Here is a 25,855-nt window from a genome sequence, read left to right on the forward strand (position 1 = left end):
GCTTACACCGAACGCATGACGATTCTCGCCGTCGCCGCCGGCCCGCAAGAGCTGGGCGACTTGCAGCGTTACACCCTGCTGGTGGCCACCGACGGCGCCCAGGTCCGGGCCGCACAACGGCTCCGCCACGAGGTCTTCGCCGGTGAGCTGGGCGCCACCCTGCACAGCACCGAGGCCGGCCTCGACGTCGACGCGTTCGACGAGTTCTGCGACCACCTCATCATCCGCGAGGAGCTCACCGGCCAGGTCGTCGGGACCTACCGCATGCTCCCGCCGGAGCGCGCGGCCGCGGCCGGCGGCCTCTACGCCGAGACCGAGTTCGACCTCTCCGGCCTCGCCCAGCTGCGCGAGGGCCTGGTCGAGACCGGCCGCTCCTGCGTGCACCCCGACCATCGCAGCGGCGCGGTCATCAACCTCATGTGGGCCGGCATCGCCCGCTACATGCACCTGCACGGGCACCGCTGGCTCGGCGGCTGCGCGTCGGTGCCGCTGGCCGACGGCGGCGAGACCGCCGCGGGCGTGTGGGACCTGGCTCAGCGCAAGCACCTGGTGCCGAGCGCCTGGCGGGTGCGTCCGCGCAACCCGTGGACGACCACCGCCGAGCCGCCGGCCAAGGTCAATGTGCCGCCGCTGCTCAAGGGCTACCTGCGCCTCGGCGCCTGGGTCGGCGGCGCGCCGGCCCACGACCCCGACTTCGACTGCGCCGACTTCTACGTGCTGCTGTCGCTGGATCGGATCAACCCGCGGTACCTGCGCCACTTCCTCGGACAGGAGTGAGCTCCATGGCGGTCATGGACAGCCTCTGGCTGCCCCGCTCGACCTGCGGCGCGGACTGCCTGCCGGCCGCCTCCGACCGGCACGCGTCGCGCCTGCTCATGGCCAAGCGCATCGTCGCCACCGGGCTGGTGCTGCTGCTCGCGGCCCTCGCGCTGCCGGTGCTGGCCCTGCTGCCCCAGCGCGGCCTGGTCCGCTTCCAGCGCGGCCTCGCCCGCGCCGTGCTCGCCGGCCTCGGCATCAAGCACTCGGCCACGGGCCGCATCCCGCAGTCCGGCGCCCTGCTCGTGGCCAACCACGTGAGCTGGCTGGACGTCGTGGTGATCCTCGCCCACGCGCCGGCCCGCCTGCTGGCCAAGCGCGAGGTTCGCGCGTGGCCCCTCATCGGCCGCCTGGCCGCGACCCTGGGCACCGTGTTCGTGGACCGCTCGCGCCCGAAGAGCCTGCCCGCGACCGTCGCCGAGGTGCGCCGCAACATCGCCGCGGGCGGCGTCGTGGCGGTCTTCCCCGAGGGCACGACCTGGTGCGGGCGCATGGGCGGGACCTTCCGGCCGGCGATGTTCCAGGCCGCGGTGGATGCCGGTGTACCGGTCGTTCCGGTCCGCCTCACGTTCGCCCAGCAGGGGGTGGTGACGACGGTGGCCGCCTTCATCGGCGACGAGACCCTGCTGGCGTCGCTCAAGCGGGTCGTGGCGGCCCGCGACCTGTCGATCAGCCTGCGCGCGCACCCGAAGCTGCACCCGGCCCCGTGCGACCAGCACACGCACTCCCGCCGGATGCTGGCCCGGGCCGCGACCGCCGTGGTGGCCGCCTGACCGTCGCGTTACGGAGCCGGCCGGGTCGAGCATCTCGACCCGGCCGGCTTTTTCGCGTGACGCAGTCACGCGAGACAGTCGCGATGTATCGCGTTTCGCGCTACGCTCTCCCTGCTGGACCGGGAGCGAGGAGTGCGCGTCATGACGGCGTGGAAGATCAGCGAGCCGCAGCGGCTCGCGCTCGACGAGGAGGTCACCGACCTCAGTGTGTCGCTCGTGTCCGGGCGGCTCAACGTCGTCGGGTCGGACGAGGGGCCCCCGCGGGTCGAGGTCGCCGAGATCAGGGACCAGCCCGTGCACGTGGCGATCGGCGGCGGGCGGCTCGACGTGTCGCAGCGTTTCCCCAAGGGCTGGCCCGGGTTCCTCTGGTGGATCTTCGGCCAGCGGTTCAAGGTCGACATCTCGGTCGTGGTGCCGACGGGGGCCGCGGTGCGCCTGCACCTCGCGTCGGGGACGGTCATCGCGTCCTCGCTGCGCAACGGGGCGACCGTGGACGTCACCAGCGGCCGGATCACGCTGCTGGGGATCGACGGCACCGTGTCCGGGCGGATCGTGTCCGGCTCGATCGAGGGGCTGACGCTCGGCGGCGAGGTCGCGTTCGAGACGGTGTCGGGCGAGATCGTCGTGGCCGACTCGACGGCCGGGAAGGTCAGCGCGCGGACCATCTCCGGCTCCGTCACCTGCGATCTCGACAACCCGCCGGCCGGCACCGAGGTCAGCCTCGACACGGTGTCCGGCGAGATCACGGCGCGCGTGCGGGAGGACAGCGACCTGCGGGTGAGCCTGCACGCGATCTCCGGGCACGTGATCAACGCGTTCCCCGAGCTCGACCAGCACGCGCGCAACACCGTCACCGGCCGCCTCGGCTCCGGGTCGGGTGGCCGTCTGGCCGCCAACGCGACGTCTGGCACCATCTCGCTGTTGCGCAGACCGGTGGACGACGAGGAAGAGATGTCAGCATGAGCGCGGTGTTCAGCCACGGCCGGCTCCGCCTGTACCTGCTCAAGCTCCTCAACGAGGGTGCGCGGCACGGGTACGAGCTCATCCGGCTCCTCGAGAACCGGTTCCACGGCCTCTACGCCCCCTCCGCCGGGACCATCTACCCCCGGCTGCAGCGCATGGAGGCCGACGGCCTCATCTCGCACACGGCCGAGGGCGGCCGGAAGGTGTACGAGATCACCGACGCCGGCCGCGCCGAGCTCGACCGGCGCGCGCGGGAGCTGGAGTCGCTCGAGGCCGACATCAACGCCTCGCTCGCCGACCTCTCGACGCTCGCCGACGAGGTCGAGCAGGGCGTGCGCGGCTCCGTGCGTGACCTCAAGCGCGAGCTGAAGGAGGCCAGCCGCCAGGTGCGCAACGCCCCGCCGGTCGGCCCGACCTCGTTCGGCTGGGGCTACCCGCCGCGCCCCGGCGCCGCCGGTACCCGCTCGGCCGCGCCGCCCCCCGCCGACGTGGTCGGCGAGCTGGAGGAGAAGGCCGCGCTGCTGCTGTCCGAGGTGCGCCGGCTCGCCCGCACCGGCCGGGCCAGCCAGGAGACCATGCGGGCCACCCTCGTGGTGTTGGACGGCGCGATCGACCAGGTGAGACGCTTGCTGCGGTAGGCCGGGCCGGTGCCCAGGAACTTCCCAGGCAACCACCAGCCCTACATCAGCGGAGGGCGGAAAGATATGCACATGGGGGTACGAGGCGGCGTCGCACAATCCGGGGGTGCAATGTCGCCAGGCGTGGCGCAGGCTGAGGCGAGGCTGCTCGTGGTCGAGGACGACCCGAATATCCGCGAGCTCCTCTCGGCCAGCCTGCGTTTCGCCGGTTTTGCGGTCGACGCGGTGACCACTGGAAGTGAGGCGGTCACCGCGGCCCGCGAAAGCAAGCCCGACCTCGTGGTCCTCGACGTGATGCTGCCCGACCTCGACGGCTTCGAGGTGATCCGGCGGCTGCGCGAGGGCGGGGTGCGGCTCCCCGTCGTCTTCCTGACCGCCCGCGACGGCACCGAGGACAAGGTCCGCGGCCTCACGCTCGGCGGCGACGACTACGTGACCAAGCCGTTCAGCCTGGAGGAGCTCACCGCCCGCATCCGGGCCGTGCTGCGCCGCACCGCGGGCGACCCCGGCCCCAACCGCCTGGTCTTCCACGATCTGGAGCTGGACGAGGAGACCCACGAGGTGAGCCGGGCGGGACAGACCATCGCGCTGTCCCCGACCGAGTTCAAGCTGCTGCGGTACCTCATGCTGAACGCCGGCCGCGTGCTGTCCAAGGCCCAGATCCTCGACTTCGTGTGGAACTACGACTTCCGGGGCGACGACAGCATCGTGGAGTCCTACATCTCCTACCTGCGCCGCAAGGTCGACATCGCCGAGCCGCGGCTCATCCACACCCTGCGCGGCGTGGGCTACGTCCTGCGACTGCCCGTCTGACGGGCCGCTCCCGTGCGGTTCATCTCCGACGTACCGCTGCGAGTCAAGCTCGTCGCGGCCGTGCTGACCCTCGTCACCATGGCGCTGCTCATCATCGGCGTCGCGAGCGCGCTGGTCATGCGCAGCTCGATGATCGACAAGGTCGACGGGCAGCTGCGCCAGCTGGCCGGCACCGTCGACCTCAACCGCCTGCTGAAGCAGACCGAGACGTCGGTCGTGCAGTCCAACTACTTCTACTTCTGGCTCGAACAGGACGGTGACAACCTCGGGCTGCGCACGGTCGGCCTGGCCGACAGCGGGGCCCGCCCGCCGCTGCCCACCACCACCGGCGAGCTGGCGGACCACCTCGGCGAGCCGTACACCGTGCGCGCCTCCGGCACCCACGAGCGCTGGCGGGTGCTGATCATCCAGCGGGCCAACCCGAACGGCGCGAGCATCCTGGGCGTGGCCGAGAACCTGTCGATGATCGACAACGCGGTCGACGAGCTCGTCGCGGCCGAGCTGTTCATCGGGGCCGGCGTGCTCGTGGTCATCGCCGCGGTCGGGGTCACGATCGTGCGCACCAGCCTGCAGCCGCTGCGCGACATCGAGCGCACCGCCGCCGCGATCGCCGCCGGCGACCTCACCAAACGCGTGCCCGAGAGCCCGCCGGAGACGGAGATGGGCCATCTGGCGGGCGCGCTGAATACGATGCTCGGCCAGATCGAGGGCGCCTTCCGCGTGCGCGAGGCGTCCGAGGACCGCATGCGCCAGTTCATCGCCGACGCCTCCCACGAGCTGCGCACGCCGCTGACCACGATCCGGGGATTTGCCGAGCTGTACCGCCAGGGCGCCGCCCGCGAGCCGGAGCAGACCTCGGCCCTGCTGCGCCGCATCGAGGACGAGGCGGCCCGGATGGGGCTGCTGGTCGAGGACCTCCTGCTGCTGGCCCGACTCGACCAGGAGCGCCCACTCAGCCTGGCCGACATGGACCTGCGCGTGATCGCCGGCGACGCGGTCGCGGCCGCCTCCGCGGTGGCCCCCGACCGCGAGATCGCGATGGAGCTCGAGACCGACGAGCCGGTCGAGGTCAACGGCGACGAGGCGCGCCTGCGCCAGGTGGTCGGCAACCTCATGACCAACGCGCTGACCCACACGCCCGCCGGGTCGCCCGTCGAGCTCCGGCTGCGCCGCGACGGTACCGATGCGTTGATCGAGATCGTGGACCACGGGCCCGGCCTGAGCGACGAGCAGGCGGCCCGCGTCTTCGAGCGCTTCTACCGCGTCGACAAGGCGCGCACCCGCCAGCAGGCCGGCGGCTCGCACAGCGGCAGCGGGCTGGGCCTGGCGATCGTCGCCGCGCTCGTGGCGGTGCACCAGGGCACGGTCTCGGTCTTCGTCACTCCCGGTGGCGGGGCGACTTTTCAGGTTCGGCTTCCCCTCACAGGCGGTTCCCAGGCCGCTCCCGGTGGCCCGCAAGCTGCCGCGGCCAAGCTCAAATCATGAGCGAACAGCAGGGATGGGCGCAGACGCCGGCCGCCGAAGTACCGCAGCACATGCCCACGAACCACGTGCCGCCACACGTCCCGCACATGCAACACCCGCCGCAGTGGTACCCGCCGACGTCACCCTTCGTGACGCCTGCCATCGCCATTCCGGCCCCCCTCAAGAGCCGCCGGCTGGGCAAGGGCGTCGTCGCCGTGGTCGCCGCGGTCGCGCTCTCGATCGCCTCGGCCGTCGGCGGCGGGGTCGCCGCCCTGGAGCTGCGCCCGGCGACCTCGACGAACACCGTCGTCAGCGCGCAGAACACCGGCAACTCGTCGGCGGGCACCGCCAACCTCGCCGACGTGGCCGCCGCGGTGCTGCCGAGCGTGGTCTCCATCAACACCGGCTCGGCGGTGGGCTCCGGCGTGATCATCACGACCGACGGCAACATCCTGACCAACAACCACGTCGTGGCGACCGCCCGCGGCACCACGGTCCAGATCAGCTTCTCCGACGGCAAGACGGGCACCGCCCAGATCGTCGGCACCGACGAGGACAACGACCTCGCCGTCGTCAAGATCGTCGGCGGCGGTACCTTCACGCCGCTGGCCTTCGCCGACAGCGGCAACGTCCACGTCGGCGACACCGTCCTGGCCGTCGGCAGCCCGCTGGGCCTGGAGGCCTCCGTGACCTCCGGCATCGTCAGCGCACTCAACCGCGAGATCGACGAGGGCTCCGGCGAGGGCCAGAACGGCCGCGGCACGCAGCAGACCTCGGCCGGCGCGAAGATCCCCGGCGCCATCCAGACCGACGCCGCGATCAACCCGGGCAACTCGGGCGGCGCGCTGGTCAACACCGCCGGGCAGCTCATCGGCATCAACACCGCGATCGCCTCGACGAGCGAGACGGCCGGCAACATCGGCGTCGGCTTCGCGATCTCCAGCAACACCGCCAAGACCGTCGCTCAGCAGATCATCGGCTAGTACCGCAAAGGCTGGTTCCCTCCCAGAAAAAGGGCGGCGCACTTGGCGGAGTGCGCCGCCTTTCTGTGCCACGGCTCCTAGGGGCTGTATCGAAGTGGATGGCCGGGCTGCGGCGGACTTAGACGCCGCCTGGAACCACCCCGGTCACACCCCGATACAACCCCGGTATCGGGGCGCGCCCGGCGCGGCCTCAGCCGACGTCTGAGCCTCGCCTCGCTCCGAACCGCACTTCGATACAGCCCCTAGTCGGCCCACCCGAACGAGCGCTCGACCGCCCGCAGCCAGAGGGCGTGGCCGCGGTCCCGCTGCTCGGCGGCCATCGCGGGCTCCCAGCGCTTGTCCAGCTTCCACTTCGCACGCAGCGTGTCGGTGTCGGGCCAGAACCCGACGGCCAGCCCGGCCGCGTAGGCCGCGCCCAGCGCCGTGGTCTCGGCGACCGTCGGGCGTACCACGGGCACGTCCAGCACGTCGGCCTGGAAGGCCATGAGCAGGTTGCTGGCGGTCATCCCGCCGTCGACCTTGAGCGTCTCCAGGGGTACCGCGGACTCCGCCATCATCGCGTCGACCACGTCCTTGACCTGCCAGGCGGTGGCCTCCAGGGCGGCGCGGGCCAGATGCCCCTTTGTGACATACCCGGTGAGCCCGGTGATGACGCCCCGCGCGTCCGGGCGCCAGTGCGGCGCGAAGAGGCCCGCGAACGCCGGCACGATGTAGCAGCCGCCGTTGTCCGACACGGTGGCGGCGAGGTCGTTGATCTCCGGCGCGGAGGCGATCAGGCCGAGGTTGTCGCGCAGCCACTGCACGAGCGAGCCGGTGATGGCGATGGAGCCCTCCAGCGCGTACACCGGATCCGCGTCGCCGATGCGGTAACCGACCGTTGTCACCAGGCCCCGCTCGCTCGACACCGGCCGGGTCCCGGTGTTGAGCAGCAGGAACGAGCCGGTGCCGTACGTGCACTTGGCCTCGCCCGGCGCGAAGCACGCCTGGCCGAACAGGGCCGCCTGCTGGTCGCCCAGCGCGCTGGCCACGGGCACGCCGGGCAGCAGGGTCCTCGCCTCGCCGTACACGTACGACGACGAGCCGATCTCGGGCAGCATGACCCGCGGGATGCCGAACGCCGCGAGCAGCTCGTCGTCCCAGTCCAGCGTGGTCAGGTTCATGAGCATCGTGCGGCTGGCGTTCGTCACGTCGGTGACGTGCCGGCCGGTCAGCTTCTCGATGAGCCAGGTGTCGACGGTGCCGAAGTGGATCTCGCCGGCCTCGGCCCGCGCGCGCAGGCCCGGCACGTTGTCGAGCAGCCAGACCACCTTGGGGGCGGCGAAGTACGTGGCCAGCGGCAGCCCGCAGCGCTCGCGGAAGCGGTCCGGCCCCGCGTCCCCGGCCAGCGTGCGGATCAGCGCGTCGGTGCGGGTGTCCTGCCAGACGATGGCGGGGTGCACCGGCTCGCCGGTGCGGGCGTCCCACAGGATCGTGGTCTCGCGCTGGTTGGTGATGCCGATGGCGGCGACATCGGCGCGGGAGAGCCCGGCCTGGTCCAGGGCGCGGGTCGACACCGCCTGGACGTTGTGCCAGATCTCGACCGGGTCGTGTTCGACCCAGCCGGGGCGGGGGAAGCTCTGACGGTGTTCGCGCTGGTCAAGCGCCACGATGGCGCCGTCGGCGTCGAACACGATCGCACGGGTGGAGGTCGTGCCCTGGTCGATGGCGAGGATGTACACAGTGCCATCTTCGCCGAAGCTCTGTCACGTTCGGGACGGAACCTTTCCGGCGTCTGCCCGGGGGCCTAGAGTCCGTGGCCGGAACCGTGTCCGAACAGGAGCGACAGTGGCCGTCATCGAGACGCGCATCAGTGTCTGGGAGGCCCTCGCCGGGCGCGCCCCGGGTGTACCGCTCGGCCCTGCCGACGTCGGCCTGTGGCATGCCGTATCGGACCGGCTCAACCCGGCCCGGGCCCGGCCGATCCTGCGCGAGGGGGTCGAGGCGGTCACGCTGACCTCGGCCCGCGGCGTGGAGTACGTCATGCTGCGCTCGCCCGACCACGGCGAGTCGAGCTACCTGCGCCTGACGCCCGAGGAGTTCCGGCTCGCGCAGTTCATGGACGGCAGCCGTACCGTCGCCCGCCTCGTCGCGGAGTTCGCCCGCATCTCCGGACGGCTCGCGCCCGACCAGGTGACCCGGATCGTCGCCGACCTCGCCGGCAACCGGATGCTGGCCGAGCTGCCCGTGGACGCGTTCAGCAAGCTGGAGCGGGTGCACCGGCGGCCGTGGCCGATCCGGCTGGGCAAGGCGCTGCTGGCCACCGCCCAGGGCCGCCGGGTCGTGCTCGCCCGGGTCGACCCGATCGTGACCTTCCTGTACAAGGCGGGCGGCCGGCTCTTCTTCACCCGGGTCGTGGCGGTGCTCTGCGGGCTCGTCGCGCTGGCCGGCCTCGGCGTGTTCGTGTGGAACTGGTTCCGCGCCGACCAGTCGGTGTTCCTCACCAACGACTCGTACTTCGCCGGCGCCCTCGTCCTGCTCGGCCTCAACGTGGTGGCGCTGGCCTGTCACGAGCTCGGGCACGCGCTCGGCGCCAAACACGCCGGTCGGCGGGTGCCCGCCGCAGGCTTCCTGGTGTACTTCGGCATCCCGTCGGTCTTCGTGGACACCACCGACGTGTGGATGGCCGGCCGCCGGGCCCGGCTCGTCACCACCACCGCCGGGCCGGCCACCGGCCTCGTGCTCGCCGGCATCTGCCAGCTCGTCGGCGTGTTCTTCCCCGAGCTGCAGCCCTGGACGTTCAAGCTGGCCTTCGCGTGGTACCTCAACGCGCTGTTCAACCTCAACCCGTTCATGGCCCTCGACGGCTACTACCTGCTCATGGACTGGCTCGAGGTGCCCAACCTGCGCGCCCGCGGGCTCGCCTGGGTGCTCGCCCGCCTGCGCCGCCGGCCGCCGCGCTTCTCCGACCTCGACCGGGAGGGGCGGCTCGTCGCGCTGTACGGCATGCTCGCCGTCGTCTGGATCGCGATCGCGGTCAACCTCGTCTACCGCGTGTACACCGACCGCGTGGCCGGCGTCGTGACCGGCCTGTGGAACGCCGGGTGGCTCGCCCGGGGGCTGCTGGCCGTGATCGTCGTCGGGCTGCTCGCGCCCGTCGTGTACCTCTTCTTCGGCTGGCTGCGCCGCCGGGGCCGCCGCGTGCGGGACCAGCTCGGCGAGCGCAAGCTGGTGCGCGACGAGCCGCGCCGGTTCGCCGCGCTGAGCTCCTCGGCGCTGTCCAACCTGCCGCCGGACGCCCTCGCCCGGCTCGCCGGGGACGCCCGCTGGGTGCACCCGCGCACCGGCGACCAGCTCGTCATCGCCGGGGCCGCGCAGCCGTCGGTGTACGTCGTGGTCGACGGGGCCCTGGAGGCGAGGCGTCCGGGCGATCCCACCGGCAGCGTCCGGGAGCGCGTCGGCCGCGGCGGTGTCGTCGGCCTCGCCAACGCGCTGACCGGCGCCCCGGCCGCGCTGAGCTGGATGACCGCGGGCACCACGCTGCTGGCCATCCCGTCCTCGACGGTCTCCGCGGCCATCGGCCCGCTGCCCGGCCCGCCGCCGGTGGAGTGGGCCGAGCTGGAGCGGCTGCTCGCCGAGACCCCGGCGCTGGCCGGCCTCGGCCACGAGGACCGCCTCGGCCTGCTCACCCGCGCCCGCCCCATGCACCTCGGCCCCGGCCAGCCGGTCGTGCTGCGCACCGGCAACGACGCGCTCGTGGTCGAGTCCGGCTCGCTGCAGCTGCCCGAGGGCACCGAGCTGCACCGCGGCTCGATGATCGGCCCGTACGGCGACGGCTCGCCCGGCCAGGTGGCCACCGCCCGCACCCCGGCCCGCGCCTGGCTGCTGCCCGCCGTCGCGGGGCTGCCGCTGCTGCTGGGCCGCGCGCCCGATGCCACCCCGGCCGGCGGCCGCCGCCCGATGTCGGGTGCCCACCCGCCCTCGACCTACCCGCCGCTGGCCGCGCCGCCCGGCGTGCCCGCACCCGTCGACGACAGCGTCGACCGCCGCTTCGAGCGCCGGCTGTGGTGGCTGCTGATCCTGCTGCTGCTCCTCGCCGTGTTCCTGACCGGCGCGAACCTCTTCACCGGCCCGGTGTGGGCGGAGATGCCGACCGACAGCGCGCTCGTCACCGTGACCCGCGGCGAGGCGACCGTGCGGGTCAACGGCACCGACCGCCGGCTGGCGCGCAACGCCAAGCTGTACGTCCAGCAGGGCGACTCGGTCCACATCGGCGCGAAGTCGACCGCGTCGCTGACCTTCCGCGGCGGCAGCGCGACGGTCCTCTGCGCCGGCGTCGACCTGCGGGTCGGCCCCCTGGTCAGCGGCCAGCAGACGCCGATCGAGCCGACCGCGGCGCTGACCCTCGACCGGGGCCGCCTCCTGGTCGACACCACGAGCACGACGACCGCGTTCGGACCGCTGCGCCTCACCGTCGGCGGGGTCACCAACGAGGGCTCGGCCCGCTTCGCACTGCCGGCGGGCGGCGACCCCGACGTGGGCCGCGGCGTGGTGAAGCTCGACGGCACCGTCGTGGATCCCTCGGCCGCGGCCGACCTGACCTGCGGCGACGGGGTGGCGCTGCCGAAGCCGGGCGGGACGCCGACGGTCGTGCCGTCGGCGTCGGACACGCCGTCGGAGTCGCCGTCGCCGAGCGAGTCCCCGTCGGCCTCGGCGTCGGCCTCGTCGACGCCGGAGGCCACCCCGACGCGCACGACGCGGGCCCCGACCCCGACCCGCACGACGGCCGGCCCGCGGCCCCCGACCACGGCCGGCCCACCACCGACCACCACGACCGCGCCGCCGTACAACCTGCCGGTGGTGGTCAGCACCAACCAGTCGACCGGCTCGATCGACCAGACCATGGTGACCGGGGGAACGTGCAACGGCGGCTCGGTGACGCTGTCGATCAGCGCCGTGGTCCAGGCGGGCGACGCGCCGATCCGGGGCGTGACCGTGTCGTGGAGCGGATTCGCCTCAGGGTCCAAGGCCATGTCCCGCGACGGCAACTGGTACGGCAGCATCGGCCCGGTCAACTACCCGGGCAAGGTCAACGGCGGCGGCACACTCAGCGTGACCGTGACCGCCACCGACACGAACGGAAAGAGCGGCTCCAGGCCCGGATCACAGGTCACGGTCCTGAAATGCAGCCCGCCTAGCTAATGAGGAGAAAGCGTGCTTTGTTGGTTCTGCGCCAAGGCGGCGCGGGGGTCGTGCCGGTTCTGCGGCCGTGGGCTGTGTGAGGACCATGCGAAGTTCGGCCCCTACCTGCTCGAGGTGCACCGTTCGCAGCGCCGCGGGCGGGCCGAAGGGCTCGTGGTGGAGGACGCGGTGCAGTGCGGGACCTGTCGCCCGCGGCCGCAGCCGATACCGATGCCTGAGCTCGACTGAGCTCGGGCGGTACACAATCTGGGGGAATTGCGATGTCCGACTTCGATGAGGTGCTGGAGCGCCTGCTCGGCGACCCCGCGTTCAAGGCGCGGCTGGCGGCCGACCCGGCGGGGACCCTGGCCGGCTACCACCTGACCCCCGATGAGCTGGACATCCTCCAGACCCAGTTCGGGGAGGGCGGCGGGCCGACCCACGTGGAGCAGCGGACCAGCAAGGCGAGCATGTTCGGCGTCTTCTCCTCGATCGGCTCCGGCCTCGGCGACGTGCTGCACGGCCACGGCGCGGGGGTGAGCGGGCACGCCCTCGGCTCGGGCGGCACCGAGATGGGCCAGCGCATGCACGACGTGGTCGAGCAGCAGTACGGCGCCCGCCACGCCGCCGTCGAGCCGGTCGACCAGGGCGGCGGGCACTCGCTCGGCGACGCGCTGCAGGAAGCGGGCGACGGGCGGCACTCGGTGTCTTCGTCGCACGTCGAGTACCACTCCGAATCGCACAGCTCGGGCACCGTGTACCACGCGAGCACGTACACCGGCGCGACCGGCGGCGCCCCGCACGAGGCCGCGGGCGCGTCCGGCGTGGCGGGTGGCCTGGCCGGCTATCAGGAGGGCGCCTCGGGCGTCGCGGGTGGCGTGGCCGGCGTGGCGGATCACCAGGCGGGCGCCTCGGGCGTCGCCGGTGGCCTGGCCGGGTACCAGCCGGGCGGGTCGGGCGGCGGGTTCGGGGCCGGGCTGTCGGATGTCGGGCAGCAGGCGGGCGCGGGCGGCGCCGGGCTGGGTCCGGCCGGCGGGGGAGTGGGCGGGGGTCTGTCCGATTTTGCGCAGCATGCCGGACATGCGCAGGTGCCCGGCGCGGCGCCGACCGACGGTTACCACACGCGCGTGGACTGGGACGGCGACGGGCGCTGGGACCAGCACACCTACGTCAACCGCGCCGACGGCGGCGTCGATATCGTGGTCGACACGGACGGTGACGGGCGGGCCGAGTTCGTCGGGCACGACACCGACCGGGACGGCCTGATCAACTCCTCCGAGGTCGACACGAACCGCGACGGCGTCATGGACACGCGCTACGAGGACGTCGACGGCGACGGCTGGCTGGACCGCCGCGCGCGCTGAGTGGCACGTTTCCGGGAGCCGGTCGCTCCCGCTGTTCCCTACCGTTCTAGAGGTACCGCATAGCAGCGGTGCACCGAGAAATCCGGGAGCAGGTTATGAGCGACTTTGACCTCGACTGGGGCATGGAGCACGATCTCCACGTCGACCACGACGGCGGAGTCGAGCATGTCCTGGCCGGCGACCACGGCTACGACGGACACGAGCACCACGACGCATACAACGAAGGTCACGAGCACCACGAGTACGCCGGCGACGCCGACCACGACACCGTCGTGGACGCCGACGCCCAGCACGACGACGCGCCGACCCTGGACGAGCAGGACATCGACCTGCCGGACTGGCAGCTGGACACCGACTTCCTGGACGGCCACTACGACCTGGTCGGCGCCGACCCGGACGAGAACGACATGTGGTCGCAGCTGATGAGCGACATGCACGAAGAAGTCAATCCGTACGCCGCGAACTGATCCGGGCCGGCGCGCGCGGTCAGAGCTTGATCGCGCTCGCCGGACCGGAGCTCGCGTAGTACCAGCCCTGGGCGGTGTCACAGCCCAGCTCCAGCAGTCGCGTCGCCTGTTCGGCGGTCTCGACGCCCTCCGCGGTCACGCTCAGCTTCAGGGTGTGCGCCAGGCCGATGACCGCCGCGATGATCTCCTGGTCGACCGGGTCCGCCCCCTCCGGCGGGCGCAGGCCGGCGACGAACGAGCCGGCCAGCTTGAGGCTGTGCACGGGCAGGTTGCGCAGGTACGCGAAGTTCGAGTACCCGGTGCCGAAGTCGTCGATCGCGATGCGCGGGCCGAGCGCGGCGAGGGCGTTGAGCGCCTCGATCGGGTCGTCGCCGGTGCTCATGACGGCGCTCTCGGTCAGCTCCAGCTGCAGGCCCTCGGGGGGCAGGCCGGTCTGCTCCAGGATCGTCCGCACGTCGCGCACGATGGTCCGGTCCCGCATCTGGCGTACCGCGAGGTTGACGCTCATGATCGGGGCGCGGTCGCCGGCCGTGCGGCGCCACTCGGCGGCCTGCCGGCAGGCCTCGTGCAGCACCCAGCGGCCCAGCGGCACGATGAGCCCGGTCTCCTCGGCCATGCCGATGAACGCGTCCGGCCCGAGCACGCCGAAGCGCGGGTGCCGCCAGCGCACCAGGGCCTCCACGCCGATGGTGACCCCGTCGCCGAGGCGGACCAGCGGCTGGTACTCCACGAAGAACTCCCGCCGCTCCAGCGCCGCGGGCATGGAGGCGGACAGCTCGTACCGTTTGACCTCGCGCGCGTGCCGCTCGGCGTCGAAGAGCGCGAGGCGGTTGCGGCCGTCGGCCTTGGCCCAGTACAGCGTCGTGTCGGCGGCCTTCATGAGCTCGCCGGTGCTCGTGCCGCGCAGCGGCTGCTCGACCACGCCGATGCTGGCCGAGATGCTGATCTCGTGGCCGCCGACGTGGACCGGGGCCCGCACGGTGTCCAGCGCCTTCTCGGCGACCGCGACCACGTCCCCGATGCCGCCGCACCGCTCCACCAGCACCACGAACTCGTCGCCGCCCATGCGGGCCACGAGCTGCCGCTCGCCGCTGATCGAGCGGGCCAGCCGCCGCGCCACGGTCTGCAGCAGCTGGTCGCCGACGTCGTGGCCGAGCGTGTCGTTGATGACCTTGAAGCCGTCGACGTCGAGGTAGCAGACGCCGACCCGGGCGTCGGCGCCGTCCTCGCCGTCGGCCCCCTCGAGCAGGGCGCCGAGCCGCTCGAAGAACAGCGTGCGGTTGGGCAGCTGGGTCAGCGGGTCGTGCAGGGCCTGGTGGCGCAGGCGCACCTGGAGCAGGTACCGCTCCGTGATGTCCTCGAACATGGCCACGAGCCACCGGGGGCGGCCGTCCTCGTCTCGGATGATCGAGGCGACGAGGTCGGTCCAGACGCGGTGGCCGTCCTTGTGCTCGTACGGCTTCTCGATCCGGAACTGGTCGCGGCCGCCCGCGAGCACCTCGTCGAACATGGCCCCGGCGCTGGGCGGGTCGTCGGGCAGCACGAAGTCGTCGAAGGACATCGCACGCAGTTCCTCGGCGGTGTACCCGAGCATGTCGCACAGCGCCTGGTTGACCTCGATCACCTGGCCGTCGATGGTGCTCACGCTCATGCCGATCGCGGCGCCGGCGAAGATCGCCTGGAACCGGGCCTCGCTGACCCGCCGGCCCTCCTCGGCGCGGGCCCGGGCCCACAGCGCCGCGGTGCGGATCTCCTCCTGCTCGTCGAGCACCCGGTCGCGCAGGGCGAGCGCGTAGCCGGACGCGAGCGCGCCCTGGATCTGCGCGACCCGCTTGACCGGGGCGTTGCCGAACTGCTCGGCGAGCACGGCGAGGGTGCGTTCCAGCGTGGTGGGCTCGGTGAAGTGCGCGGCGACAAGCGTCGAGCCGACCTCGCGCACGTCGGTGGGGTCGAAGGTCTCGGCGGTCAGCGCGTGGATGACCCGCGTCGAGAGGCTGGTCAGGAAGTCCTGGACCTCCAGGCCGTTCATCGACACGTAGCTGGTCCCGGCGATGGCCAGCGACCAGGCGCGCGCCATTCGCTCGGCGGCGCGGTGGGGGCGGTCCCACGAAGTCGGCGTGGGGCTGATGGCGGTCATGATCGGCGGCGTTAATCCTTGCGCGCGACGGCCGCGCAGCCGATCGTGTTGCCCTCGGGCGGCGACTCCTCGTCGCCGTCGGGGCGCCACGCGTGGGGCGACACGACGCCGGGATCGAGCACCGTCAGGTCGCCGAAGAGGGCCGCGACCTGCCCGCTGGTGCGCAGGATGAGCGGCGTCGGCGACTTGCGGTACATCTCCCAGGCCTCGACCTCGGCGGGCGTGAGCGGCCGGTCGAGCCCGGCGTGGGAGAGCACGACGTGGCTGCCGGGGACTCCGGCGGCGGCGTACCCGGCGACGATGTCGGCCGGGCGCTGCTCGTCGGGGACGAAGTGCAGCACCGCGACGAGCAGGAAGGCGACCGGGCGGGTGAAGTCCAGCAGGCCCTGGACCTGCGGCTGGCCCAGCACCTCGACCGGCTTGCGCAGGTCGCCGGCGACGACCGCGGTGCCGGGCACGTCGGCGAGGATGGCCCGGCTGTGCGCGACCGCGACCGGGTCGTGGTCGACGTAGACGACGCGCCCGTCGGTGATGCCGGCGTCCTTGAGCACGTCGTGGACGTTGCCGACGGTCGGGATGCCCGAGCCGAGGTCGAGGAACTGCCGCACGCCCTGCGCGGCGAGGTCCCCCACGGCGCGGCGCAGGAAGGAGCGGTTGCTGCGGGCGAGCCCGGCGACGGCCGGCATGACCTTGAGGACCTGCTCGGCGAAGGCGCGGTCGGCGGCGAAGTTGTGGGAGCCGCCGAGGTAGTAGTCATAGACCCGGGCCACGCTCGGCCGGTCGAGATCGACGTCCGCCGGGGCCCAGCTGGGACGATCCACGGATCAACACTCCTCGACCTCGGCTCGCTGCGCCTGAAGCATACGTGCGGGTGGGCGGCGAGCAAACTCGCCGCCCACCCAGACGACTATCGATCAAGCGATCTTCGTGTAGCGGTCGGCCGGGCCCGGAGCGATGGGGCCGGTGCCCAGGTAGGAGGTCAGGGCGTCGATGTCGAAGCCCGGTGCGGTGACGCGGCCCGTCCCCTTCGCGAGGTTGAGGAAGCCGTCACCGCCGTTGGCCAGGAAGTCGTTCGTGGTCACCTTGTAGGTGGCCGCCGGGTCGAGCGCGACGCCGTTGAGCTTGATGTCGCTGACCTTGGAGCCGGCCGGTGCCGCGGCGCTGTAGGTGTACGTGAAGCCGGCCGAGACCTGCAGCATGCGCTGGACGGTCTGGCCCTGGAAGCCCACGAACTGCTGCTCGAGGACGTCCTTGATCTGCGCGCCGGTGAACGACTGGGTGACGACCAGGTTGTTGAACGGCTGGACGGTGAACGCCTCGCCGTACGTGACCTGGCCGGGCGCCTCGCCGCCGGGGGAGTTCGCGTACGTCAGCGACGCCCGGATGCCGCCCGGGTTCATGAACGCGATCTGGGCCCCCGCCGAGGCCTTGGTGTAGGCCAGCTGCCCGTCGGCGATGACGTCGCCGAGCGGCGTCTCGCCGGAGGCGACCTGGGTCGTGGTGATGTCGGCGCTGATGCTGCCGACGACCTTGTTGGCCAGCGGGGCGACGGCGACGCGGTACTTGTCCGCGATCTTCTTCACCTTCGGGTCGACCAGGGCCGGGTTGCGCACCGGGTTGCCGGCGGCGTCCTTCTGGTACGTCCCGTCGGGGTTCTTCACGCCGTTGTCGACGATCACGTTGGTGGCCGACGCGTCGACGAACTTGCGCGTCTTCTTGTCCAGGGTGACCCGGATGTCGGTGACCAGCGTGCCGGCCGTGCCCGCGCTCGTGACAAGCGAGTTGGCGCCCGAGGAGTTGGGCAGCTCGCAGCTGTAGAAGCGGTGGGTGTGGCCGGAGACGACCACGCCGTAGGCCGGGTTGAGCCCCTTGGTGATGTCGGTGATCGGGCCGGCGAAGTTGGCGCAGCCGGACGGGTCCAGCGGCGCGGGCGGGCTGCTCTGCGAGCCGCCCTCGTGCACCACGAGGACCATCGACTTGATGCCGAGCCAGCCCAGGATGGTGGCGTACTTGTTCGCCGTCTCGACCTCGTCGTGGAAGTCGACGTTCTTGATGCCGGCCGGGTTCACGATGCCGGGCGTGCCCTCGAGCGTCATGCCGACGTAGGCGACCGGCACGCCGTCGTAGAAGCGGATGGTGAACGGCAGCAGGATCGGCAGGCCGTTGGACTTCTGGGTGACGTTGGCGGCGAGGTACGGGAACTTCGCCCCGGAGAACCCGTCGCCGTCCTGGCAGCCGTCGGTCGGGTGGCAACCGCCGAACTGCATCCGGTAGAGCTCGGTGACGCCCTCGTCGAACTCGTGGTTGCCCACCGAGGCGAGGTCGAGGCCCATCGCGTTGAGCACCTCGATCGCCGGCTCGTCGTGGAACGCGGCGCTCACCAGCGGCGAGGCGCCGATGTTGTCGCCCGCCGCCACCGTGTCGCTGTACTTGACGCCGGCCTTCTTGGCGTCTTCGCGCAGCTTGGTGAGGTAGGTGGCGAGGTACTCCGAACCACCGGCGGGGACGCCGTTGATGAGCCCGCCACTGCCGGTCGGCGGGTCGATGTTGCCGTGGAAATCGTTGAAGCCGAGCAGCTGCGCGGTCGTCGTCGGCCCGGTCTTCTGAGCGAACGAGACCTTGGCCGGGGTCAGCGGGGTCCACTGGTCCGACGCCTGCGAACCGCCCGTCTTGGCCAAGGGCAGCAGTGCGACGACCGCGACGGCGAGTGCGGGCACCGCGAGGTGCTGCGCGATCCGCCAGCCGCGGGCGCTTGGCTGGGCCATGATCTCTCCTAGTAGCAGGGAAACATGCGTCGGTCGCCATCCTTGTCGATCGCATCGACCGCGCGCGAGCAGGACTTGCCGTCGGATAAATGTCGTACGGGTAAAGGCGAGGGTTCGCCGGAACGGACCCTCCGAACGGGCAGTGCACACTGCGCGACGGTGCACTATCCGTGGGTATCTAGTACGTTGCCGGGGAAGGTACACCGCGCGTACGGAGGCGGTCACGATGCTGAGGCGGTTCTCGGCCGTGCTGGTCGTCCTCACATCGGCCGCGCTGAGTGGGTTGATCTTCCCCGAACGGGTGAACGCCGCCGCTCCGGACGGCTGGCGCCCGGTCTTCTCCAACTCCTTCGACGACGCGGGCACGCTGCCGACCGGCTGCTCCGCGTACGACGGCGCCCCCGAGGGCGCCCAGGCCAGCTACTTCCGCCCCGAGGCGGTGACGGTCTCCGGCGGCCACCTGAGCCTGGCCCTGCACCGGCGCACCTACGGCGGCAAGCCCTTCGTCACCGGCGAGGTCCGCTGCGTGGGCGCCGCGCAGCAGTTCGGCCGCTACGAGTTCAAGGCCCGCGTGCCGGTCGGCGCGGGCATCGACTCGATGGCCCTGCTACGCCCGGTCGACCGCGCCGCGGCCCAGCACGGCTCACAACTGGAGATCATGGCGAAGCCCGGCGCCGAGCAGGCCGTGGTGAGCAACTCCGACGGCGCGGGCACCACCACGAACGTGCTGACCGGCCCGTTCCGGGACTGGCACACGTACGTCATCGAGTGGGCCCCCTCGGGCTTCAAGGTCTTCGTCGACGGCACCCAGCGCTCCCTGGACCCCGCGGTGTCGACCGAGCCGCGCTGGTTCGGCTTCGCCGTGACGACCGGCGACCGGGCGGGCACACCGGGCTCGTCGACCGCACTACCGGCCGAGTTCCAGGTCGACTACCTGCGCATCTGGTCCTTCGAGCCCACCGACCCGGCCACCCCGGCGCCGGTCACCAAACCGTCCACAAGGGAGGGCGCGATGCCGGCCGGCCCGCCGTCGAACCGGCACTGGTCGCTGTGGCTGGCCATGTCCGCGGTGGTGACGGCGGCCTTTGCGCTCTTCGCCCTGGTAATCCACAAGACGCGCCCGCACCGCCCGAAGTCCTCGCACCGCGCATAAAGGCTTCAAGACGTCAATGGCACGCCGCGTCGAGTTAGGAATAACGGTACGCAACAACGAACCAGGACCACGCTTACACGTTGCGGGAGCGCAAGCTCCCGCCGCCATCGGCCGAGCGTCGTTTGGCAGCCCCAAAGTCCAGGTAAGCCGACATAAACCCCGTCAGGCGAAAAATCCGAAATGTCCGATCACGGAGTGTCGGACCATTTCGTCTCACAGCGGATCCGCCCGACGCGAAACGCCCTGTCCAACCCGCGCCCGACAGCAAATCATCGGCCGATGAGAATCCTCGTACTCGGTGGCACCGTCTTCCTCGGCCGCGCCGTCGCGCGGCGTGCGCTCGACGCCGGCCACGACGTGGTCTGCGCCGCCCGCGGCGAGTCCGGCACGCCCGTCGAGGGCGCCGCCTTCGTGCGGGCCGACCGCGACCGCCCCGACGGCCTCGACGCCGTCACGGGCGAGTTCGACGCGGTCGTCGACGTCGGCCGGCACCCGCTGCACGTCCGGCACGCCGTCGCCGCGCTCGCCGGTCGCGTCGGGCACTACACGTTCGTCTCCAGTTGCTCCGCGTACTCCGACGCCGAGACCCCCGGTCAGACCGCCGGCGCCGCGCCGCTGCTCCCGGCCGACTTCGACGCGGACCCCTGGACCGACGCGGAGTCGTACGGGCGGGCCAAGGTCGCCTGCGAGCGCCTCGCCGCGGACGGGTTCGGCGCCGACCGGACGTTCCTGCTGCGGGCCGGGATGATCGTCGGGCCGGAGGACCCCACGTACCGGTTCGAGTACTGGGTGCGCCGGGCGCTGCGCGGCGGGGAGGTGCTCGCTCCGGGCGGGCCGGACGAGGTGGTGCAGCTCGTGGACGTGCGCGACCTCGCCGAGTGGATCGTGGACGCGGCCGGGGCCGGGCTCGCGGGCGCGTTCGACGGGATCGGCGCGCCGATGAGCCGGGCGGCGTTCCATGCCGGCTTTGCCGAAGGCGCGGGTGTACCGCAGCAGCTCACCTGGGTCGACCAGGACTTCCTGCTCGAACGCGAGGTCGCCCCGTGGGCCGGGCCGCGCTCGCTGCCCTTCTGGCTGCCCCTGCCGGAGTACGCGGGGTTCCTCAGCCGGGACGTCACCCCGTCCCTGGCCGCCGGCCTGCGCACGCGGCCGCTGGACGAGACCGTCCGGGACACCGTCGCCGCAATTCGTGACGCACCCCACATCGATGCGAAGAACGGACTGGGTATCGAAGAAGAGGCGCAGTTGTTGCGGGAATGGCACGAGCGGTAAGCATCACGTCGCCCGCCGGTGGGAAAACGCTGTCGTGTGCCCGACCCTTGCCGATAACCACCGTGCCCGAGCAGCGTCCGCCGTCCCCCGCGCGGGCGTTCCCAGGGAACTCACAGCGAATTCAGGCGTCTGACGGGCAGGTAGAGCACGTATCACTTGTTGCAACCGAAGCGAACCGGAGCAGTCTCCCGAGCGTCTAGGTAAGTGGTGCAACTCTCAGGGGTCGTCACCGAATCGCCCCTGAGGGCGGAATTCGGAAGGCGCTTTGACTGTTGTGTAGGGGGCATACCCGGGGGGCACCCGTTTTAGCAGGGTGGAACGGGGAAGGCGAAGGATGGAGCGGGGAGGGGCCCGAAGGTGGAGAACGTGAAAGTGGAGATGCGAACCGACACAGGCGCCGAGGAGCGTGACCTGGTCGGCGTGTACCTGCATGAGATCTCCCGCACGCCGCTGCTCGACGCCGCTTCTGAGGTCGAGCTGTCCAAGGCGGTCGAGGCTGGGCTCTACGCCGAGCACCTACTCGACAGCGACGAGATCCCCGACGGCGTGACGGCCGCGGAGCTGCACCGCCTTGTGGCGGACGGCGAGCGGGCGAAGGACCGGTTCATCCGGGCCAACCTGCGTCTCGTGGTGTCGATCGCGCGGCGTTACGTGCGGTCCGGCATGCCGATGCTCGACCTGATCCAGGAGGGCAACACCGGCCTCGTGCGGGCCGTCGAGAAGTTCGACTACGTGCGTGGATACAAGTTCTCGACATATGCGACGTGGTGGATCCGCCAGGCGATCAGCCGGGCGATCGCGCAGCAGGAGCGCACGGTCCGGCTCCCGGTGCACCTCGTCGAGGACGTCAACCGCATGCGCAACGTCGCGCGGCAGCTCACCCGTGAGCTGGGCAACGACCCGGAGCCGGAGCAGCTGGCCACCGCGCTCGGGGTGCCCGTCGAGCGGGTGCACGAGCTCATGCGCTGGTCGCAGGACACCGTGTCGCTCGACACCCCGGTGGGTGACGACGGCGACACCAACCTGGGCGACCTGGTCGCGGACTCCGACGCCCCGTCGCCGGAGGACGTGGTCCTGGCCGCGCTGGAGCGCCAGCGGATCGAGGGCCTGCTCAACCACCTCGACGACCGTTCGGCCGGCATCATGCGGGCCCGCTACGGCCTCGAGGACGGCCGCGAGCACTCGCTGACCGAGGTCGCTTCGCGGTTCTCGCTGTCCCGCGAGCGCATCCGCCAGCTGGAGATCCAGGCGCTCGGCCGGCTGCGCGAGCTGGCCCGGGCCGAGGGGCTCCAAGCCGCCTAGCCAACCGACAGGCCGCCCAACCCAACGACAGGCCGCCCAACCAAACGACGGGCCGTCCAACCAACGACGGGTCGCCCAGCCAACGCCAGGCCACCTGGCCAAACGACAGGCCGCTCAGCCAAAAGGCAGCCCAACTCAAGACGGCGAAAGGCCCCGGGTCGATGAGGACCCGGGGCCTTTGTCTGCTCCTAGTACGGGTCGCCGCACACCTTCCACGCCCCGCTCTCCTTGAGCAGCTCGAACGTGTGCTTGGACTTGCCGCTGCTCCTGTACGTCACGCTGGCGTCGATCGACGCCGTCTCGGTGCCGTTGTCGTTGCTGTAGGAGCCGCCCCAGCCCAGGTCGTGCCCGGTGACCGGGTCCTTCTTGACGTACGTGTCGAAGGCCTCCGGCCCGTACTGCCGCTGCGCCGAGGAGCACAGCATGTCGTAGGCGGCCTGCGTCCTACCCGACTCGAGGGCGGTCAGGAAGTCCCCGGCCGCGGCCTTGGGCGCCTTCGTGGCGCTGTTGACGATGAAGTACAGCCCGGCCGCGCCGCCCCCGCAACACAGCAGGAAGGCGCCGATCGCGCTGAAAATAATGATCTTCCAGGTTTTGCTCACGCGCGCCAGCGTAGGAACGCCGGGCCCGCCGAGATGTAAACCACCCGACGCGGATCATGGCCGATGGGCGACCACGAAGAGGCGCGGGAACGGCAGGATCGTGCCGAACGGCTCGCGCGGGTACAGCCGCCGCAGTTCGGTCCGGATGTCCGCACTGAACTCCTCGAGGTCCTCGCCCGACAGTGCGTCGAGGTAAGGGCGCAGCCCGGTGCCCTTGAACCACTCGAACACGGGGTCGTCGCCCGGCAGCACGTGGTAATAGGTCGTCTCCCACGCGTCGACGGTGAGCCCGGCCGCGCAGAGCAGCCGCACGTACTCGGCCGCGTCGAGCACCGGTGTCGCCGAGCGCGGCCCGGTCGCCCCCAGCGCGCCCGCGAGCCCGGGCGCCCACCGCTCCCGGGCGGCCACGCCGGCCAGGCCCGGGTCGAAGCCGGGGCTCGGCACCTGGAACGCGAGGGTGCCGCCGTCGTCCAGCGCGGCCGCCCAGCGCGGCAGCAGCGTCTCGTGGTCGTCGACCCACTGCAGCGAGGCGTTGGCCACGATGACGTCGAGGGAGCCGCGCTGGGGCCGCCACCCGGCCGCGTCGGCGAGCTGGAAGGTCAGCTGGGCGGTGCGCCGCTCATCGGCGGCCGTGATCATCGACGGCGAGGAGTCCAGACCCAGGATCGCCGCGTCGGGCCAGCGCTGGGCGAGCGTCGCGGTCATCGTGCCGGGGCCGCAGCCCACGTCGACGACGGCGACCGCGGAGGTCGTCGGGATGCGGGCGACGAGCTCGCGGAACGGCCGGGCGCGCTCCTCGGCGAAGCGCTCGTACTGCTGAGGGTCCCAGGAAGCCATGGTGCCAATGATGAAGGGCCGCCCTTCGAAAAGAGCGGCCCTTCGCGACGCGGCGTTACTTGACGCGGCCGTACCCGTAGATGCTGTCGACGCTGACCGATGCATACCGCACGACGTCACCGGTGTGCGGCGCGTGGATGATCGTGTCGTTGCCGACGTAGATGCCGACGTGGCCGAGGCCGTTGTAGAAGACGAGGTCGCCCGGGGCCAGCGCGCTGCGCGGGATGTGGGCCACCTTGCTCCACTGGCTGGCGGCGTTGTGCGGCAGGCTCACACCCGCGGCCGCCCATGCGGCCATCGTCAGGCCGGAGCAGTCGAACGAGTTCGGACCGGCGGCGCCGTACACGTACGGCTTGCCGAGCTTGCTCTTGGCGTAGTTCACCGCGGCGCCGGCGTTGCCGGAGACGGCCGGCAGGGTGCCCGGGTTGTAGTTCGCCCCGGTGACCTTGGTGCTGCCGGCGTTCTTGGCCTTCTTCTGCAGATCCTCGAGCTTCTTGACGTCGCCCTCGATCTGCTTGCGCTGGTTCTCGAAGTCGGCCTTCTGCGTGTTCTGGGTCGCGATCGTCTGGTCCAGGGTGGCCTTGGCCGCCCGGTACTCCTCGATGCTCTTCTGCTGCTGATGCGTGATCTGCTGCAGCATCGACATCTGGTCGATCAGTGAGCCCGACGACGTCGCGTTCAGTATGGCGTTGAGGTTGCGCAGCTTGCCGTTGCTCTTGAACGCCTCGATCGCGATCGCCTGGACGCCGTCGTTGGCCGCGGTCACGTGCTTCTCGAGGTCGGCGGCCTTCGCCTGCGAGTCGGCGATGTCGATGTTGAGCTTGTTCCACGACTCGATCGTGGCCTCGAGGTCCTTGTTCTGCTTGTCGAGCTGGGCCTCGATCTCGGCCAGCGACGGGTCGGCGTGCGCGACCGTGGCGGGTGCGAGCACGGCGAGTGACAGGAACCCGATCAGCAGGGTCCGCAGCACCGACCGGCAGGCACGATGTCCAGTGGACAAGGGAGGGTAGACCCTTCTGCACCAACCGCCTACCGGGTTAGCTGACGGGTTCGGGCGGGAAGAGAAGCGCCCTACCGCAGCGTCGCGGATTCACCCCGAATTGCGTGGGTCCCCGGTTCGACGCGCGCGCCCGAGGGCGGGTGCGCGCGGGTTCGATTCGGCGGCGCTTGCCCGGCGCCATCCGGGGTGGACGGCGGACTGCCGAGCAGGCCAGGGCCTAACTTAACGTGATCACCCCTCGGGCGGAAGGCGTGCGCCCCCCTCGATATCTAATAACCTAAAAGTCCGGATTACTACCGGTTCATCGGCGGTACCACACCGTGACTTTGGTGCCGGACGGTTACGAATTCGGGACTTGATTCCTCCTCTGGAGCGGGTTAAATACACGTAACTTCTTACACCGCCGGTGCAAATAGTTCGGGGGTCCGCAACGTGCTACGGGTCCAGAACCTCGAGGTCGTCTACGACGACGTGATGCTGGTGTTACGGGGCGTGAGCCTCGACGTCCCGGAGGGCCGGATCGTCGCCCTCCTCGGCGCGAACGGCGCCGGCAAGACCACGCTGCTGCGGGCGCTGTCCGGCCTGCTCGGCGTGCACGACGGGGCCGTCACCCGCGGCAGCGTCACCCTCGGCGACAGGCCCATCCACCGCCTGCGCCCGGCCGCCATCGTCCGGCGCGGGATCAGCCAGGTCATGGAGGGCCGGCGCACCTTCGCCGAGCTCACCGTCGAGGAGAACCTGCGGCTGGGGGCCCACACCCGCCGCCGCGGCGTGGCCGAGGCGATGGAGCGCATGTACACGCTCTTCCCCGTGCTCAAGGAGCGGCGCGGCGCCGTCGCCGGCTACCTCTCCGGCGGCGAGCAGCAGATGCTCGCGATGGGCCGGGCGCTCATGTCCGACCCGGTCTACCTGCTGCTGGACGAGCCGAGCCTGGGCCTGGCCCCGCGCCTGGTCGAGCAGGTGCGCGACCTGATCGTGGAGATCAACCGGGCCGGCACCGCCGTGCTGCTGGTCGAGCAGAACGCGACAATGGCGCTGTCCGTGGCCGAGCACGGCTACGTGCTGGAGAACGGCAAGGTCGTGCTGGACAAGCCGGCCGCGGAGCTGCTCGCCGACGACGACATCCGCGAGTTCTACCTCGGCTCGCACGCGGCCCACTCGTTCCGCGACGTCAAGCACTACAAGCGCCGCAAGCGGTGGTTGTCATGAGCGGTCCGGAGCGCAGCGGAGGGGCCGCTCATCATGAAGCTCAGCTCTCGTCCTGCCGTTACCGGAGCGAAGCGGAGGTGACGGCATGAGCGGTCCGGAGCGCAGCGGAGGGGCCGCTCATCATGAAGCTCAGCTCTCGT

At 71.5% G+C, this 25,855-nt stretch carries 21 protein-coding genes and 1 riboswitch; of the genes, 14 read left to right on the forward strand and 7 right to left on the reverse strand.

Going from position 1 to position 25,855, the window contains the following annotated elements; translation table 11 throughout:
* Positions 1-15 precede the first annotated feature (15 nt).
* From ACPPVO_RS06160 to ACPPVO_RS06190, 7 genes are all read left to right on the forward strand, one after another.
* Positions 16-777, forward strand: a complete 762-nt coding sequence (locus ACPPVO_RS06160; protein WP_360381189.1) for a GNAT family N-acetyltransferase — start codon at positions 16-18, stop codon at positions 775-777.
* 14 nt (positions 778-791) lie between these two features.
* The gene (locus tag ACPPVO_RS06165) at positions 792-1,589 is read left to right on the forward strand and encodes a lysophospholipid acyltransferase family protein (protein ID WP_426510290.1); all 798 of its coding nucleotides are present in this window, start codon (positions 792-794) and stop codon (positions 1,587-1,589) included.
* Positions 1,590-1,730: 141 nt separating this feature from the next.
* Complete coding sequence (locus ACPPVO_RS06170; protein WP_426510291.1) at positions 1,731-2,552, forward strand: DUF4097 family beta strand repeat-containing protein; 822 nt, start codon at positions 1,731-1,733, stop codon at positions 2,550-2,552.
* Positions 2,549-3,190, forward strand: coding sequence for a PadR family transcriptional regulator (locus tag ACPPVO_RS06175; RefSeq protein ID WP_426510292.1), 642 nt, complete (start codon positions 2,549-2,551; stop codon positions 3,188-3,190). Before ACPPVO_RS06170 ends, ACPPVO_RS06175 begins: the two co-directional genes overlap by 4 nt.
* Positions 3,191-3,313: 123 nt before the next feature.
* Complete coding sequence (locus ACPPVO_RS06180; RefSeq protein ID WP_344613221.1) at positions 3,314-4,003, forward strand: response regulator transcription factor; 690 nt, start codon at positions 3,314-3,316, stop codon at positions 4,001-4,003.
* Between the two features lie 12 nt (positions 4,004-4,015).
* On the forward strand, positions 4,016-5,488 hold the full coding sequence (locus ACPPVO_RS06185) for a sensor histidine kinase (RefSeq protein WP_426510293.1): 1,473 nt from the start codon (positions 4,016-4,018) through the stop codon (positions 5,486-5,488).
* Complete coding sequence (locus ACPPVO_RS06190) at positions 5,485-6,450, forward strand: S1C family serine protease (protein ID WP_426510294.1); 966 nt, start codon at positions 5,485-5,487, stop codon at positions 6,448-6,450. Before ACPPVO_RS06185 ends, ACPPVO_RS06190 begins: the two co-directional genes overlap by 4 nt.
* A 242-nt stretch (positions 6,451-6,692) precedes the next feature.
* Here ACPPVO_RS06190 and glpK read toward each other — a convergent pair whose 3' ends face one another.
* Positions 6,693-8,168 (reverse strand): glycerol kinase GlpK, encoded by a 1,476-nt coding sequence (gene glpK, locus ACPPVO_RS06195; protein WP_360381170.1) that lies wholly within the window; start codon positions 8,166-8,168, stop codon positions 6,693-6,695.
* A gap of 106 nt (positions 8,169-8,274) precedes the next feature.
* On the opposite strand from glpK, the gene ACPPVO_RS06200 reads away from it, so the two are divergent.
* From ACPPVO_RS06200 to ACPPVO_RS06210, 3 genes are all read left to right on the forward strand, one after another.
* Positions 8,275-11,628 carry a cyclic nucleotide-binding protein gene (locus ACPPVO_RS06200; protein ID WP_426510295.1) on the forward strand — a complete coding sequence of 1,118 codons (3,354 nt, stop codon included), beginning with the start codon at positions 8,275-8,277 and terminating at the stop codon, positions 11,626-11,628.
* 260 nt (positions 11,629-11,888) lie between these two features.
* On the forward strand, positions 11,889-12,971 hold the full coding sequence (locus ACPPVO_RS06205) for a hypothetical protein (RefSeq protein WP_426510296.1): 1,083 nt from the start codon (positions 11,889-11,891) through the stop codon (positions 12,969-12,971).
* 95 nt (positions 12,972-13,066) lie between these two features.
* On the forward strand, positions 13,067-13,438 hold the full coding sequence (locus ACPPVO_RS06210) for a hypothetical protein (protein WP_426510297.1): 372 nt from the start codon (positions 13,067-13,069) through the stop codon (positions 13,436-13,438).
* A gap of 19 nt (positions 13,439-13,457) precedes the next feature.
* Here ACPPVO_RS06210 and ACPPVO_RS06215 read toward each other — a convergent pair whose 3' ends face one another.
* The 3 genes from ACPPVO_RS06215 to ACPPVO_RS06225 form a co-directional block, all read right to left on the reverse strand.
* Positions 13,458-15,575, reverse strand: a complete 2,118-nt coding sequence (locus ACPPVO_RS06215) for a putative bifunctional diguanylate cyclase/phosphodiesterase (RefSeq protein WP_426510298.1) — start codon at positions 15,573-15,575, stop codon at positions 13,458-13,460.
* Between the two features lie 11 nt (positions 15,576-15,586).
* Complete coding sequence (locus ACPPVO_RS06220; RefSeq protein ID WP_426510299.1) at positions 15,587-16,396, reverse strand: SAM-dependent methyltransferase; 810 nt, start codon at positions 16,394-16,396, stop codon at positions 15,587-15,589.
* A gap of 93 nt (positions 16,397-16,489) precedes the next feature.
* Positions 16,490-18,340: a bifunctional metallophosphatase/5'-nucleotidase gene (locus ACPPVO_RS06225; protein WP_426510300.1), complete on the reverse strand. Its 1,851-nt coding sequence runs from the start codon at positions 18,338-18,340 to the stop codon at positions 16,490-16,492.
* 226 nt (positions 18,341-18,566) lie between these two features.
* Between ACPPVO_RS06225 and ACPPVO_RS06230 the strand changes: the two genes are divergently transcribed.
* The 3 genes from ACPPVO_RS06230 (at position 18,567) to ACPPVO_RS06240 (ending at position 22,067) form a co-directional block, all read left to right on the forward strand.
* On the forward strand, positions 18,567-19,493 hold the full coding sequence (locus tag ACPPVO_RS06230; protein WP_426510301.1) for a glycoside hydrolase family 16 protein: 927 nt from the start codon (positions 18,567-18,569) through the stop codon (positions 19,491-19,493).
* A gap of 279 nt (positions 19,494-19,772) precedes the next feature.
* Positions 19,773-20,765, forward strand: a complete 993-nt coding sequence (locus tag ACPPVO_RS06235; RefSeq protein WP_426510302.1) for an NAD-dependent epimerase/dehydratase family protein — start codon at positions 19,773-19,775, stop codon at positions 20,763-20,765.
* Positions 20,766-21,143: 378 nt separating this feature from the next.
* A complete protein-coding gene (locus tag ACPPVO_RS06240) occupies positions 21,144-22,067 on the forward strand; it encodes a sigma-70 family RNA polymerase sigma factor (RefSeq protein ID WP_360381145.1) in 924 nt (307 codons plus the stop codon).
* A 188-nt stretch (positions 22,068-22,255) separates the two neighbouring features.
* Here the strand turns inward: ACPPVO_RS06240 and ACPPVO_RS06245 are convergent, their stop codons facing one another.
* The 3 genes from ACPPVO_RS06245 to ACPPVO_RS06255 are packed head-to-tail and all read right to left on the reverse strand — an operon-like array spanning position 22,256 to position 24,476.
* Entirely contained in the window at positions 22,256-22,669 is a 414-nt protein-coding gene (locus ACPPVO_RS06245) for a hypothetical protein (protein WP_426510303.1), read from the reverse strand.
* Positions 22,670-22,723: 54 nt separating this feature from the next.
* The gene (locus tag ACPPVO_RS06250) at positions 22,724-23,506 is read right to left on the reverse strand and encodes a methyltransferase domain-containing protein (RefSeq protein WP_426510304.1); all 783 of its coding nucleotides are present in this window, start codon (positions 23,504-23,506) and stop codon (positions 22,724-22,726) included.
* 55 nt (positions 23,507-23,561) lie between these two features.
* Complete coding sequence (locus tag ACPPVO_RS06255) at positions 23,562-24,476, reverse strand: NlpC/P60 family protein (RefSeq protein ID WP_426510305.1); 915 nt, start codon at positions 24,474-24,476, stop codon at positions 23,562-23,564.
* A gap of 41 nt (positions 24,477-24,517) precedes the next feature.
* A riboswitch (cyclic di-AMP (ydaO/yuaA leader) is annotated at positions 24,518-24,679 on the reverse strand.
* A gap of 301 nt (positions 24,680-24,980) precedes the next feature.
* On the opposite strand from ACPPVO_RS06255, the gene ACPPVO_RS06260 reads away from it, so the two are divergent.
* On the forward strand, positions 24,981-25,715 hold the full coding sequence (locus tag ACPPVO_RS06260) for an ABC transporter ATP-binding protein (protein ID WP_426514551.1): 735 nt from the start codon (positions 24,981-24,983) through the stop codon (positions 25,713-25,715).
* Positions 25,716-25,855: the final 140 nt, after the last annotated feature.

Origin of the sequence: Dactylosporangium sp. McL0621 (assembly GCF_049995355.1) — a bacterium.
GTDB lineage: Bacteria > Actinomycetota > Actinomycetes > Mycobacteriales > Micromonosporaceae > Dactylosporangium.